Source organism: Corynebacterium faecium, assembly GCF_027257105.1.
Taxonomy (GTDB): Bacteria; Actinomycetota; Actinomycetes; order Mycobacteriales; family Mycobacteriaceae; genus Corynebacterium; species Corynebacterium lehmanniae.
This window is the reverse complement of record NZ_JAPYJX010000006.1, coordinates 23,320-36,766: the sequence shown is the minus strand read 5'-3', so window position 1 is coordinate 36,766 and position 13,447 is coordinate 23,320. Positions and strand designations below refer to the sequence as shown.

14 protein-coding genes are annotated in these 13,447 nt (G+C 59.2%); 10 read left to right on the top strand and 4 right to left on the bottom strand.

Annotated elements, in window-relative coordinates:
* Positions 1-4 precede the first annotated feature (4 nt).
* The gene (locus O5O53_RS07685; protein WP_269510952.1) at positions 5-610 is read left to right on the top strand and encodes a MazG nucleotide pyrophosphohydrolase domain-containing protein; all 606 of its coding nucleotides are present in this window, start codon (positions 5-7) and stop codon (positions 608-610) included.
* Between the two features lie 10 nt (positions 611-620).
* Here the strand turns inward: O5O53_RS07685 and O5O53_RS07680 are convergent, their stop codons facing one another.
* Positions 621-1,037: a hypothetical protein gene (locus O5O53_RS07680; RefSeq protein WP_269510949.1), complete on the bottom strand. Its 417-nt coding sequence runs from the start codon at positions 1,035-1,037 to the stop codon at positions 621-623.
* 162 nt (positions 1,038-1,199) lie between these two features.
* Between O5O53_RS07680 and O5O53_RS07675 the strand changes: the two genes are divergently transcribed.
* From O5O53_RS07675 to O5O53_RS07655, 5 genes are all read left to right on the top strand, one after another.
* The gene (locus tag O5O53_RS07675) at positions 1,200-2,006 is read left to right on the top strand and encodes a lytic transglycosylase domain-containing protein (RefSeq protein WP_269510946.1); all 807 of its coding nucleotides are present in this window, start codon (positions 1,200-1,202) and stop codon (positions 2,004-2,006) included.
* Positions 2,007-2,066: 60 nt separating this feature from the next.
* Complete coding sequence (gene eno / locus O5O53_RS07670; RefSeq protein WP_269510944.1) at positions 2,067-3,341, top strand: phosphopyruvate hydratase; 1,275 nt, start codon at positions 2,067-2,069, stop codon at positions 3,339-3,341.
* A 110-nt stretch (positions 3,342-3,451) separates the two neighbouring features.
* On the top strand, positions 3,452-4,096 hold the full coding sequence (locus O5O53_RS07665; RefSeq protein WP_269510942.1) for a septum formation initiator family protein: 645 nt from the start codon (positions 3,452-3,454) through the stop codon (positions 4,094-4,096).
* 175 nt (positions 4,097-4,271) lie between these two features.
* A complete protein-coding gene (locus O5O53_RS07660) occupies positions 4,272-4,829 on the top strand; it encodes a DUF501 domain-containing protein (protein ID WP_269510940.1) in 558 nt (185 codons plus the stop codon).
* Positions 4,826-5,767 carry a Ppx/GppA phosphatase family protein gene (locus tag O5O53_RS07655; RefSeq protein WP_269510937.1) on the top strand — a complete coding sequence of 314 codons (942 nt, stop codon included), beginning with the start codon at positions 4,826-4,828 and terminating at the stop codon, positions 5,765-5,767. The genes O5O53_RS07660 and O5O53_RS07655 overlap by 4 nt, the downstream gene beginning before the upstream one ends.
* Before the next feature lie 12 nt (positions 5,768-5,779).
* Here O5O53_RS07655 and O5O53_RS07650 read toward each other — a convergent pair whose 3' ends face one another.
* On the bottom strand, positions 5,780-6,052 hold the full coding sequence (locus O5O53_RS07650; protein ID WP_269510934.1) for a hypothetical protein: 273 nt from the start codon (positions 6,050-6,052) through the stop codon (positions 5,780-5,782).
* A 118-nt stretch (positions 6,053-6,170) separates the two neighbouring features.
* Here O5O53_RS07650 and wecB point away from each other — a divergent pair, with 118 nt between their 5' ends.
* The 4 genes from wecB to O5O53_RS07630 all read left to right on the top strand — a co-directional run bounded on the left by wecB (position 6,171) and on the right by O5O53_RS07630 (position 11,648).
* Positions 6,171-7,334 (top strand): non-hydrolyzing UDP-N-acetylglucosamine 2-epimerase, encoded by a 1,164-nt coding sequence (gene wecB, locus O5O53_RS07645; protein WP_269510617.1) that lies wholly within the window; start codon positions 6,171-6,173, stop codon positions 7,332-7,334.
* 115 nt (positions 7,335-7,449) lie between these two features.
* A complete protein-coding gene (gene wecC / locus O5O53_RS07640; RefSeq protein ID WP_269510614.1) occupies positions 7,450-8,712 on the top strand; it encodes a UDP-N-acetyl-D-mannosamine dehydrogenase in 1,263 nt (420 codons plus the stop codon).
* A gap of 75 nt (positions 8,713-8,787) precedes the next feature.
* Entirely contained in the window at positions 8,788-10,077 is a 1,290-nt protein-coding gene (locus O5O53_RS07635) for a glycosyltransferase family 4 protein (RefSeq protein ID WP_269510611.1), read from the top strand.
* 11 nt (positions 10,078-10,088) lie between these two features.
* The gene (locus O5O53_RS07630) at positions 10,089-11,648 is read left to right on the top strand and encodes a glycosyltransferase family 4 protein (protein ID WP_269510608.1); all 1,560 of its coding nucleotides are present in this window, start codon (positions 10,089-10,091) and stop codon (positions 11,646-11,648) included.
* Here the strand turns inward: O5O53_RS07630 and O5O53_RS07625 are convergent.
* Together O5O53_RS07625 and O5O53_RS07620 are read right to left on the bottom strand one after the other, a co-directional pair.
* The gene (locus O5O53_RS07625; RefSeq protein WP_269510605.1) at positions 11,631-12,455 is read right to left on the bottom strand and encodes an ABC transporter ATP-binding protein; all 825 of its coding nucleotides are present in this window, start codon (positions 12,453-12,455) and stop codon (positions 11,631-11,633) included. The two genes, O5O53_RS07630 and O5O53_RS07625, sit on opposite strands and share 18 nt — an antisense overlap.
* A complete protein-coding gene (locus tag O5O53_RS07620; protein ID WP_269510602.1) occupies positions 12,439-13,323 on the bottom strand; it encodes an ABC transporter permease in 885 nt (294 codons plus the stop codon). Before O5O53_RS07620 ends, O5O53_RS07625 begins: the two co-directional genes overlap by 17 nt.
* Positions 13,324-13,447 lie beyond the last annotated feature (124 nt).

The window sequence follows — 13,447 nt, the reverse complement described above, 5'->3', positions numbered from 1 at the left end:
CACCATGACCGCAACCGTCCTGCTTCTCGACCCCCGCTGGCCCTCCCTCATCCCCCTCCACCTCGCCAGCCGCATCAGCGGCGATGTCGCCTTCACACCTGAGGTGCCTGTCGACGTCCGCTGGGCCCTCAACGTCGAAGGCGGCATGGACAGCTGGCTGATTTCCACCGATCCGGACGACCCGGAGGTCCTGCGCTGGCAGCAGGAGGGCGCCGCAACAGAAAAAGTCGATAGCCTCGACGACCCGGTCTTCCAGGCCACCCGCACGATGCACGCCGCGCGCCGCCGCGGCGAGTGGGAGCAGGCGATGACGCACGAAAGCCTCCTGCCGTTTCTGCGGGAGGAGGCGGAGGAGGTCGCGCAGGCAATCGAGCGCAAGCTGCCTATCGACGATCTAAAGTCCGAACTGTCCGACCTCCTCCTCCAAATCCTGTTCCACGCCGAAATCGCGCAGGAGACTGGAGCATTCGATTTCGGCGACGTGGCCGACGCGTTCGTGCAGAAGATGCGCCGCCGCGCGCCCTACCTTTTCGACGGCTCAACCGGCCCCGTGGACAAAGCCACCCAGGACCGGTTGTGGGAGGAAGGCAAAACCGCCGAGAAGAGCTAGCCGAGAAGCGCTAGCGCAGCGCGCCGATGTAGTTGCGGATGTCCGGCAGGTTGGCCTGCGAAGACATCTGGGAGCTCATGGCGAAGAACTGGTCCAGCGGGGTGGCAGGGTCCGGCTTGACGATGCCGCACTCCAGCGCGCGGTCCGCAAGCGCGCCGACCGTGGAGGCGGAGGCGAGGCGCAGGGTGGCGTCCTTGCCCACAACGTTGTTCACGTTGGACACCAGCTGGGAGCGGGTGGTGTCCGGGCCGACCATGTTGGTGGAGGTCAGGCCGACGCGCAGGGCGTCGCAGTTGGCGGTGGCGATGTTGCCGTTGAGAAGCTTGATCAGCTCGAGCGACTGCGTCTGAGCCTGAGCGGTGGCGGGGGAGGCGATGGCGGCCGCGGCCATCAGGCCAGCGGCGGCAAGGGTTGCGATACGGCGCATTGGGAGGGGTCCTTTCGGGGAAGGAACTAGGTCGCGGAGAATCATACATGTTAAACAAGTGACACGTGTGGCGAAAGTGGTGAAAGTGACAAAACCCAACGCGGGTATGTGCGACCGGCGCGTTCACCATTCGCCACCACCCGCGCGGTACACTCTCCGGTCATGTCAGCAGCCAGGCGAGTAGCGCGCGGGTGCGGCTGCGCGGGTGTCCTCGTCGCGGCCGCCGCCGTGGTGATGGTGGTCGCGCTGGTGGCGTGGCTCATCGCCGCATTTTCCGCCCCCGACCGCCACGAGCCGCTGCAGCCGGTGCCCACCACCATGCCGCCGCCAGCCGCCCAAGCGCCCCCGCCTATCGACGTCCACGGCCCCGGCCGCACCTCCGACCTGCTCTTTGACTGGTCGCAGGACATCGGCAACGCCACCAACGTCTCCGGCCAAGCCATCCGCGCCTACGCCAACGCTGCGCTGATCGCCAACGAATCCTGGCCGGCCTGCAACCTGCAGTGGAACACGCTCGCCGGCATCGGCTGGGTGGAAACGCGCCACGGCACCTACACGGGCCACTTCAACAACTCCCAGTTAAACCAAGACGGCTACCCGGAGCCGCCGATCATCGGCCCGAAGCTCGACGGCGACGGCTTCGCCCACGTCACCGACACCGATCAAGGCGCCTTCGACAACGACCCCGAGTTCGACCGCGCCGTCGGCCCGATGCAGTTCATCCCCGAGTCCTGGGCGCGATACGGACGCGACGCCAACGGCGACGGCCACCCGGACCCGCAGCAGATCGACGACGCCGCTCTCGGCGCCGCCAACCTGCTGTGCAACTCCGGCGGCGCCACGCGCGACCTGGCCACGGAGGAGGGCTGGCGCCAGGCGATTTTCGCCTACAACCAGTCCAACGACTACGTGGCCCGAGTCCGCGACGCCGCGGCGAACTACGCGCTGAACCAGCCGGCACACCGCTAGCCAAACCCGGGCTAAGCTGGTACGCGGTAAGACAGCACTCGACCCACGCAAGGAGTCACCATGGCCGACATCATGCACATCTTCGCCCGCGAGATCCTGGATTCCCGCGGCAACCCGACTGTGGAGGTGGAGGCGCTGCTCGCGGACGGCTCCCACGGCCGCGCTGGCGTGCCGTCCGGCGCGTCCACGGGCGAGCACGAGGCGCACGAGCTTCGCGACGGCGACGAGCGCTACGCCGGCAAGGGTGTGCTGAAGGCTGTCGAGAACGTCAACGAGACCATTGCGGACGAGTTGGCGGGGATTGAGGCGGACGACCAGCGGATCGTCGATACGCTTATGCTCGAGCTCGACGGTACCGACAACAAGAAGAAGCTGGGCGCGAACGCCCTTCTGGGCGTGTCCATGGCTGTGGCCAAGGCCGCGGCGGATTCGGCTGCGCTGCCGCTGTACCGCTACATCGGCGGCCCGAACGCGCACCTGCTGCCGGTGCCGATGATGAACATCCTCAACGGCGGCGCGCACGCGGATTCGGGTGTGGACGTCCAGGAGTTCATGATCGCCCCGGTCGGCGCGGAGACGTTCACCGAGGCGCTGCGCATGGGCGCTGAGGTCTACCACGCGCTCAAGAGCGTGCTGAAGTCCAAGGACCTGTCCACGGGCCTTGGCGACGAGGGCGGCTTCGCCCCGTCCGTCGGCTCCACCAAGGAGGCCCTGGACCTGATCGTGGAGGCCATTGAGAAGGCCGGATACAAGCTCGGCGACGATGTCGCGCTCGCCCTGGACGTCGCCTCCTCCGAGTTCTTCGAGGACGGCGCCTACAACTTCGAGGGCGGCAAGCACTCCGCCGAGGAGATGACCAAGGTCTACACCGAGCTGGTGGAGCAGTACCCGATCGTCTCCATCGAGGATCCGCTGGATGAAAACGACTGGGACGGCTACGTGACACTGACCGAGCAGCTGGGCGACAAGGTGCAGATCGTCGGCGACGACTTCTTCGTCACCAACCCGAAGCGCCTGGCCGAGGGCATTGAGAAAAACGCTGCCAACGCGCTGTTGGTCAAAGTCAACCAGATTGGCACCCTGACCGAGACCTTCGACGCCGTGGAGCTGGCCCACCGCAACGGCTACCGCACCATGATGTCGCACCGCTCCGGCGAGACCGAGGACACCACCATCGCCGACCTGGCCGTGGCCCTGTCCTGCGGCCAGATCAAGACCGGTGCGCCGGCCCGCTCCGAGCGCGTGGCCAAGTACAACCGCCTTCTGCGCATCGAGGAGGAGCTCGGCCCGGCCGCCGAGTACGCGGGCCGCTCCGCGTTCCCGCGCTTCAAGTAAGCACCTGCCTATCGACGCACCTCCGGCCCCGCCCGTTTCCAGCGCGGGGCCGCCGTCGTGTCGGTGAGGTCCCCGAACGTATCTCACCTCTGGCGTATCATCTGCTGATTATGACGAAGCGCTCCCGCACCCGCCGCCCCAGCACGGTCCCCGTTGCCAGCCGCGACCGGGAAAACGCCGAGCGCGCCGCGCGCCGCAAGCAGCGCGGCAGGGCCATCGCCTTTCCGAAGCAGGACATGGCCAGCGTGGTCATCCTCATCGCCGTGCTCATCCTCGTGCTGCTGGCGATTGCGGCCCCGCTGCGCAACTTCTACGAGGGCCGCGCCGAGATCGCCCGCGCCAACGAATCCATCGCGCGCCTGGAGGCCCAGAAAAAGGCACTCGAGGACGACATCGCCATGTACGACGACGACGCCTTCCTCAAACAGGAAGCCCGCCGCCGCCTCGGCGTCATGGAAGAGGGCGAGACCGCCTGGCGCATCATCGACCCCCGCATGACCGCCCCCGAGGCCATCACCACCGGCAAGGACGACATCCCCGACACCCGCACCTGGCCGCAGGTGATGTGGGATTCCCTGCGCGAAGTTCCGGGGGAGGAGCTTCCGCCTATCGACGACGCTCCACCCGCCCCCGTGCCCGAAGCCCCAGCGCCAGAAGTTCCGGCTCCGGAGGGGCCTGCGCCCGAGCCTGGCGCGCCCGAAGCACCGGCACCGGAAACGCCTGCCCCTGCGCTAGATGCTCCGGATGCGCCCTGATACGCGAAAGGCGTGGCCGACGGGTGGGGCTTGTGTGGAACCCAAAGATGGTGCCCTTCGACTCGATTGTGGGGCAGCAGCGTCAACCGTCGGCCACGCATTCAAGGATTCTAGCTGGTTTGGCAAGCAACTACATGATGCTCGAACGGGCGAGATGTCATGGGACAATAGACGCATGAAGCCATCAGACGACCAACTCGCCATCGTCGCCGAGCAGCTCGGCCGCACCCCGCGCGGCGTGCTCGCCATCGCGTACACCACCCCGGACAATCAGCCCGCAGTGGTGAAAACCGCGCCCAAGCTCGACGACGGCACCCCTTTTCCCACTCTCTACTACCTCACCGACCCGCGCCTGACCGCCGAGGCCTCCCGTCTCGAAGTAGCCCAGGTGATGAAGTGGATGGAAAACCGCCTCAATGCCGACAGCGACGAAGGCGAAGACCTGCGTGCGGACTACCTCGCCGCTCACGAGCACTTCCTCGCCGAGCGTAATGCCATCGAGGACCTGGGCACCGACTTCTCCGGCGGTGGGATGCCGGAGCGCGTGAAGTGCCTCCACGTGCTCATCGCCTACGCGCTTGCCGAAGGTCCGGAGCGCGTCCGTTTCGGCACCGAGGCGGTCGCTCTCGCCGCCGAGCATGGTGATCTTCGCGGAACCGCGATTCCGGCCGACTGGCCCACGCTCGACGACCTCGGCATCACCCTCGCTGAAGCAGGGGAGGGGCTGGCATGACGCGCGTCGCTGCCGTGGACTGCGGCACAAACTCCATCCGCCTGCTCATCCACGACACGGACACTGGCGAGGTCTCCCGCCGCAACACGATCGTCCGTCTTGGGCAAGGTGTCGACGAGACTGGCCAGTTCGCGCCTGCGGCCATCGAGCGCACCCGTGCAGCGCTTGCCGACTACGTCGAAGAGATGCAACGCGAGCACGTCACCCGTGTGCGTATGGTGGCCACCTCTGCCACCCGCGACGCCGCCAACCGTGAGGACTTCTTCGCCATGACCCGCGACCTGCTCGGCCAGATCCAGCCTGGTGCAGTCGCGGAGGTGATTTCCGGTGAGGAGGAGGCAGCGCTCTCGTTCGCCGGCGCCACCGCGGACATTGACCCCGCCCGCGGGCCGTTCTGCGTGATCGATCTCGGTGGCGGCTCCACCGAGTTCGTCATGGAGGACCACGCCGTGTCCACCCAAATGGGGTGCGTGCGCATCACCGAGCGCATCATGCGCACCGACCCGCCCACGGCGGAGGAGACCGCCGAGGCGCGAAAGCTTATCGACGACAACGTCACCGCCGCCTCCGCCACCGTGCCATTCGCAGACGCAAAAACCTTTGTCGGCTGTGCCGGCACCTTCACCACGCTCTCGGCACTGGCGCAGGGGCTGGAGTCTTACGACCCCACCCGCATCCACATGTCCGAGATCCCCTTCGAGCGGCTGCGTGAGGTGACTGCGGACCTGCGCTCAAAGACCGCCGCTCAGCGTCGCGAGAACCCCGTGGTGCACCCAGGGCGCGCAGATGTCATCGGCTCGGGCTCGACCGTGGTCGAGCAGCTCATGGACGCCTTCGAGTGCGAAGCCGGCGCCACCAGCTTCATCATCAGCGAAAAGGACATCCTCGACGGCATTGTCACCGGACTTGTCCAGGAGCCGGACGTGCCCCAGGACTAGCGTCGCGGGACGCTAGTCCTGATCCGGCTCGTAGATGGTGTCCTCGATTTCTTTGGCGGACTTGCCGCGCAGCTTTTTTCCTTTGCGAAGGTCTTTCACCTCGCGCATGCGCGGTTCCGGATCGATCTTGTTCGCGATCGCGCGACGCGCCGAGGTGGTCACCTGCTTGGTTACCGGCGAGTTAGCCACTGCCTGCGCAGCGTTGACAATCTGGTGGTAGCGCTTACGGCCGGCTTTCGTGCCGAGCACGTACCCGGCGGCGGCCCCGACAACGTATTGGTACATGGTGGCTAGGGTACAGCGAGAAGTGTTGCGGAGCTTGATGCCCTCACGCTCCAGAGCTCGGCGAGTTGTATTAAGTTGTAGTGAGTATCCCTGTGTTTGTCGACCCAATAAGGAAATCATGCCGGGTAAGCCGAAAATCATGACCGTCTACGGCACTCGCCCAGAAGCGATCAAGGTCGCCCCTGTTGTCAGCACACTTCAGAATGACGATCGTTTTGAATCCGTGGTGGTGTCGACCGGCCAGCACCGGGAGATGCTGGAGCAGGTAAACAAACGTTTCGGTATTACCCCGGATTATGACATGGCGTTGATGAAGCCGGGCCAGACGCTGAACGAGCTGGTAGCTCGCGCGATCCAGGGCCTCGATCCGATCATCGAAGAGGAACAGCCTGACGTAATCATCTCCCAGGGTGACACTTCGACTGCGATGGTGGCTGCCTTGGCCGGCTTTCATAAGGGGGTGAAGATTGTTCACCTAGAAGCCGGCCTTCGAACCGGCAATATCTTCTCTCCGTTCCCGGAGGAGGCGAACCGTAAGATCATCGGGCAGATCGCGAGTCTTCACCTATCGCCGACCGATGAATCGCGGGAAAATCTGCGCCGAGAAAATTTTCGGTCCAAGGATATCGTGGTCACCGGTAACACCGTCATCGATGCCCTGCTTGCAGCTTCAGAGTGGGACGTCGAGTTTGACGATCCACGACTTGAAAAGCTCCGGAACAGCGGTGAAAAGGTTGTCCTTGTCACCACACACCGTCGCGAAAACCTCGACGCGATGAAGGAAATTGGCGGAGCAGTCCAGGACTTAGCCAAGACTTACCCAGATCACATCTTCGCGCTTCCGCTGCATCTCAATCCGAAGGTACGAGATGCTGTGCTTCCTGAAGTAGAAAATCTCTCGAACGTCATAATCACTGACCCGTTGCCGTATGACCAGTTCACGGCTTTAATGAGCCGGGCCTATCTGGTCCTGACTGACTCGGGTGGAGTGCAAGAAGAAGCGCCGTCGCTCGGTAAGCCCGTTTTGGTGATGCGTGAGAATACTGAAAGGCCCGAAGCAGTCGTAGCAGGCACAGTGAAGCTCGTTGGCACAGATCGCAATCGCATCGTTGCGGAAGCAAAGAATCTACTCGACCAGGATGCCGCGTACGCAGCGATGGCAAACGCTGTAAATCCATATGGAGATGGAAAGGCGGCTAACCGAGCTGTTGAGGCAATCGCTGAACTAACTGGGGTAGGCGAGCGCATCGCCGAATTTGAACCGGATATCAATAAGGCCTAATTTACGCCCTGTTTTAACTACAGCAATGGGGCGCAAGGTAGTCTCTAAACATCGACGTCGGTACTCGGTAGCGGGTACAACAGGTTTCAAATCACCTCTACGAAAGGAAAGACTTGTGAGTGTTGTCCAACAGCACCAGTTCAAGGATGTCTGTGTAGTCGGCTTGGGCTATATCGGGCTACCAACCGCAGCTTTCATCGCATCGAAGGGGATTAAAGTAACCGGCATTGATGTCAACCCTGCTTACGTTGATTCCATCAACCGGGGTGAGGTCCCCTTCGTGGAGCCGGGGTTTGATGAGCTGCTTCGCGACGTAGTGGAAAAAGGCTTACTCACCGCACGATTCGACCAAATTGAGGCAGACGCTTATATCGTCTGTGTGCCTACGCCGTTCAAGGGTGAGAACCACGAGGTTGACACCAAATTCATCAATTCAGCGGTTGACGCCATGGCGGAGCACTTACGACCGGGTGCTCTCGTGGTTTTAGAATCTACCTCTCCTCCGGGCACAACTCGAGCCATGGCTGAATACATCATCGAGAAGCGACCCGACCTTTCTCTCGATGAGGGCGATGAAAACGCCATTTTTGTCGCTCATTGCCCAGAGCGAGTTCTCCCTGGTCAGATTATGGAGGAGATGGAGAACAATGACCGGGTCATCGGCGGTTTGACCCCTAAAGCTACTGAGCTTGCCCGAGATCTTTACTCGACTTTCTGTACTGCGGAATTGCTGTTAACGGACGCAACCACCGCGGAGATGGCAAAACTAACAGAGAACTCGTTCCGCGATGTCAATATTGCTTTCGCGAATGAGTTGTCGCTCATCGCTGATCGTTTGGACATTGACGTCTGGGAGCTTATTGAGCTCGCGAACCACCATCCTCGAGTAAATATTCTTCAGCCAGGGCCTGGGGTTGGTGGCCACTGCATTGCTGTCGACCCCTGGTTCATTGTTTCCTCGGTGCCTGAAGAAGCCAGAATTATTCGTGCAGCCCGCGAAATCAATGATGGGAAGCCCGACTGGGTTCTCGAACAAGTTGAGGCAGCTCTCGGGGACAAGTCGCACGGCGTTGTCGCGGCGCTGGGTATCGCTTTCAAGCGGGATATCGATGACCTTCGCGAATCGCCTTCCTTGGACATTGTGAAACAGCTTGGGTCCCGCAACTCTAACCTGGACATTCGCGTGGTCGAGCCGAACGTTGCGGAGCTGCCTGCCTCGCTGAAGGAGCTTGAGAACGTTAAGAAAGAATCCCTGGTAGAGGCGATCTCAGCTGCCGGCGTTGTACTACTTCTGGTCGATCACACAGAGTTTGCATCTATCGATCGCAAGTTGCTTGAGGGCAAAACCGTAATTGATACTCGAGGCCTCTGGCGGTAGGTCCAAGAGCGGGTCCACCACCATAGGGAACTAGTGGTTGACTCGTCTTTGGAAGAGAAAAGTAAGTAGTTTGGCTTGAAGATTCTGATAGTTTCGCAGTACTGGTTCCCCGAGAACGGCGTGCCGCAACGCCGTTGGCAATGGTTGAGCCAAATACTGACTGAGGCTGGCCATGACGTTGTGGTGATTGCGCCGCCACCCCACTATCAGAGGAAAGTCACTTTCAGAGACTGGGCGAGACGGAAGCACTCACTCACCCCTCTCCTTGGCAAGGGAGCGTCAGGCGAGTCTATCTATCGCAGTGCGTTCTTGCCCGAAGGTCAGTCGTTGATTTCGAGGGTGTTCAATCAGGCGTTTGTGGCGTTCGGAATGATATGGGTGGCAATCCGATCGTCGCGAGATCTTCGGGACATTGACGTGGTTATAGGTACTGTGCCCGCCCTACCTACGGCTGCGGTGGCTGCAACGGTGGCTAGGCTTTTTGACGCTCCTTATCTGATAGATTTGCGCGACGCTTGGCCTGACCTTTTGGAGGAAGCGACCAACTGGAATCGTGATCTAGGCAAGCGTTCCCTCCATGAAAAGGTTCTGAGCCAGGGACCCCTGCAGGCCATGCTTTGGCTTGCTCGAAATGTAATTAATCGTGTTCTGGAGCGCGCTCAGGGGATCTTTGTAACTTCCGAGTTTCTTAGAGAGCAACTGTTGCAGCAGCTTGGTTCGGGCCGACGAGATGTAACAACGATTAGGAACGTATTCCCACCCGAAACTCCATTAGTTCGTGATGGATGGAGTGCGCCTCAAGGGGGGCGCATCAATGTTCTGTACGCAGGGACGCTCGGTCGAGCGCAAAACCTCGGAAACGCGATCACTGCAGCTAACCTGGTGGCTGAGCGGGGCATCGAAATCAACCTTCGCCTGGTTGGCGCAGGCGTGGCGCGCAAGACCCTCTCCGGATTGATTGCCGAATCGCGAGCGCATATCTCGATCGAGGACCGTCGGGACGCTGACGCATTGGGGGATTGCTATCAGTGGGCTGATACAGCACTTGTTCATCTCACGGATTGGGAGCCTCTATCTCGCGCCGTTCCATCCAAGACATATGAGCTAATGGAATTGGGCATCCATATTTCAGGTGTCGTAGCTGGAGAGACCGCCGAGATTATTGAAAGGCTGGGTGCCGGAGATGTTGTCGAGCCTGAGTCCCCATCAGCTCTTGCCGATTTGTGGTGTGCCCTAGCTATGAACCCCGACCGGCTAATTGTCAGCGGGGATGGTGCAAGCTGGGTGCGGCGTGAAAGAAACGAAGTGGTGCCGCCCTTGTTAATCGACTCGATCGCAACAGCCAGGGAAAAGAAGCATCCATAAGGAGACGTGCAGTGGCTGACTTTCGGTTCAGAATGCGGCAGATTGGCGTGATGGTGGCTGTCTCGATACAGAGGGTTGCAATTGATCCGGCCCAATTCATGTCGCTTTTGAGCGAACGGATACGTCAGTCCAACATTCCACTTTCTGGAAGAATCGCCTCCATTGTCGCGTGGAGTTCGAAAGGCTTGGACAACCAGAACCGCGAAGATTTGCTTTGGGCGGCACCGTCCGACTCTAATGTCGGTGTTCTTCGAAAGAAATACTACGAAGATTCACGCAGAGAGTTTGACGCTGACTTCCCTCAGTACAGGTCTAGAAAGACATACTCACCGCGGGGTTCAGATGGTGAAATTCGCGTTCTTTACTATCTCAATAACAGCGAGCCACATACCAAATCGGGCTACACCGTGAGGTCCAGTGGGCTTCTGAAGAGTCTAGACTGTGGTGGTTTAGAGATATACCCAGTTACGCGATTGGGATACCCGGCTTCAGTTGGTCGACTTGCCTCGTCGCCGCTTGAATCTTCGCAAGGATTAAACTATCGGCGTCTTATTCCGAGAGTTATGCCGTTCTATCCATCAAGAATCCGGTCGAAAGCCGTCGAGATGCTGAATGAGCAGATCGCACACACCCCTGTTGACGTCCTCCATACTACGACACCGTTTCGCAATGCTCTCGTTGTTGCCGAGGTTGCCGATCATTGGGGTATCCCGTGGATCTATGAGGTGCGAGGCCAGCCAGAAGACACGTGGTTGTCCAAGCGGGAGGAAGAAGGCCAGAAGGATGCGAGGAACTCAGCGTTCTACCTGCATTCTCGCAATCAAGAGACTGCTGCGATGCAATCCGCAGATGCGGTTATCGTTCTGAGCAAAGTGCAGAAGGAAGGTTTGATACGCAGGGGGATCAAAGAAAACAAGATTTTTGTGGCTCCCAACGCCGTGGACGACCGAGAATTGGCAGATCTGCAGAAGCTGAGCGCCACTCGCTCCAAGACTTCGATCCGTGAAGAGCTCGGTCTACCGCGAGAACGCAAACTAGTCGGCATCATTTCGTCGTTGGTGGGTTACGAGGGAGTTGACGTGCTCCTGGAGGCATTTGAAAAGCTCCCGACAGACGTGAGTCTGGTTGTTGTGGGGGATGGTGAAGCACGCGTTGAGCTGGAGAAGAAAGCGAAAGATCTCCGTCTAGGTTCTAATGTGACTTTTGTAGGGCGGAAGCCGGCAGAAGAAATAGGGAAATGGTATGCGGCCTTGGACCTTTTTGTCGTCCCCCGGAAAGATACAGATGTGACGAGGTCCGTAACACCGATCAAACCAGTGATGGCGCTGGCTATCGGCTGCCCGGTAATTGCAAGCGATTTGCCGCCACTGCGTGAGATAACAGGGGGCCTCGCACGTTATGTTGCTCCGGGCGATTCAGGGGCTCTCGCGGATGCGATTTCAGAAGAGCTTGCCGACCCGCCCGATCAGCGAAGCACGGAGGACTTTGCTGAGCAGCACAGTTGGGGCTTCGTGTCAGAAACCTATCGCCACATTTACAAGCAACTTGTGCGGTTAAGTTCTTTCAGATAGCAGAACGATTTCTGTGTTCGGCTCGAACTTTTTCTGAACTCGGTCCATAATCTTGTCCATCTTGTCAGGACGCTTTTCCGCAGCAAAATGGCTCCAAGCCCTGTAAGCATCTGCTACTTCGTCGGATGGTCCGTCGGCGATAAAGGTTCCGTCGTGGATCCACAAGGCACGAGAACAATAATTCTTAATTGCTGTCGGGCCGTGTGACACCAAGAAGATGGTCCCGGACTGACTGAGAAAGTCATTCATTCGTTCTTCCGCACGCGCGGCGAAGGTGGCATCACCGGTCGAAAGTGCCTCGTCGACAAGCAAGATCTCTCTTTGCACAGCCGTGGAGATAGCAAAACGCAGCCTGGCGCGCATACCGGAAGAGTAGGTCTTCAGGGGACGGTCAATGGCATCGCCGATATCCGCCCAATCCGCAACGGGTTGTTCTAGTTCGTCAACCTCCTCGGGGCTTAGTCCCATTGCTAGAAGACCGAGGCGAATATTGCTACGACCGGGCAGATGAGCCTGCAGTGCGGCGGAAACCCCAAGAAGCGCTGGCTGAGCAGATACCAATACCTCGCCGGTAGTAGGGGATTCATTTCCCGCAATAATGGAGAGAAGTGTCGACTTTCCCGAGCCATTTCTGCCCAGTACACCGATTGCCTCACCCTCCGAAGCTACGAAGCTAATTCCCTTCAGAGCTTCGACATCAATTCTTTTCTTGCGCCGAAACAGGGACCTATTCGATCCACCAGGATAAATGGCGTAGGTCTTGCGAACATTCCTGACCACGACCGTGGGATTAGCGGACGCTTGCATATCTCGCCTCTGCCTTCCAGAAATAAACGAACCCGACCACAAATGTCAGGAGGGACCAAAGCGAAAGGTACAGCCAAACTTCTATTGAAGGGGCTTGTCCGTCGATTACGCAGGACCTTACCGCAGACAAAAACTGATAGATGGGATTGAGCTCAACGAAAGCTCTCAGCGATGGAGCGGTATCGAATCGGTCAATGGTGAAGAAAACGCCGGAAATGAAGAAGAGCCCTCTAACCAGTAAATTTACCAGGCCTTTTAGATCAGGAACGAATGCAGTGGCGCGCGCTATGAAAAACTCAAAACCGGCGATAAAGACATGAGTCAAGAGATACAGGGGCACCACTAGCAAAACAGTCCAGCTCGGCGGCACGTTTGGTTGAAACGCAAGTGCCAAAATTACTGCCATAAGAGCGGGCACGAGATTGTCTAGAAACTGCTTAGTTACCGAAGAAACAACTAAGGCTGCCTTAGGAAAGTGAAATGATGTGATCATGCTCCGTTGGCTTTGTATGAGAGCTGAACCACCATTGATGCCCTTGGAGAAGAATCCGAAGAAGATAACTCCGATGACAAGGAATCCGAGAAAATTGTCCATGCCACGGGATGTCTTAAGAATAAGACCGAATACCAACGCGTAGATGGCGACCTGGAGGAGCGGATTCAGGAAAATCCACACCCCACCCAGGAAGGTATCGCGGCCATCATTGAATGATTTGCTCTTTGAATCTTCCCAAATGAAGAAGCGTCGCTGCCAAAGCGCTTTGAGGTAGTGGTGCAACGGGGGGCGAGGATGGGTATGGGTAAGGTCTGCATCGTCTATCAAGATCACAGCTGGCGCGCCTTGATCTGGATGGTCGGGCAGATCCATTACAAGCTCCTCAGGGGTCAACGAAATGATTTGTAGATATTACACCTGCGGGGACCAAGTTAAAACTTGTGTTTAGCGGTCAGGACGGTGTGGTGTGTGACCCTAAGGTAAGGTTACGGGAGTT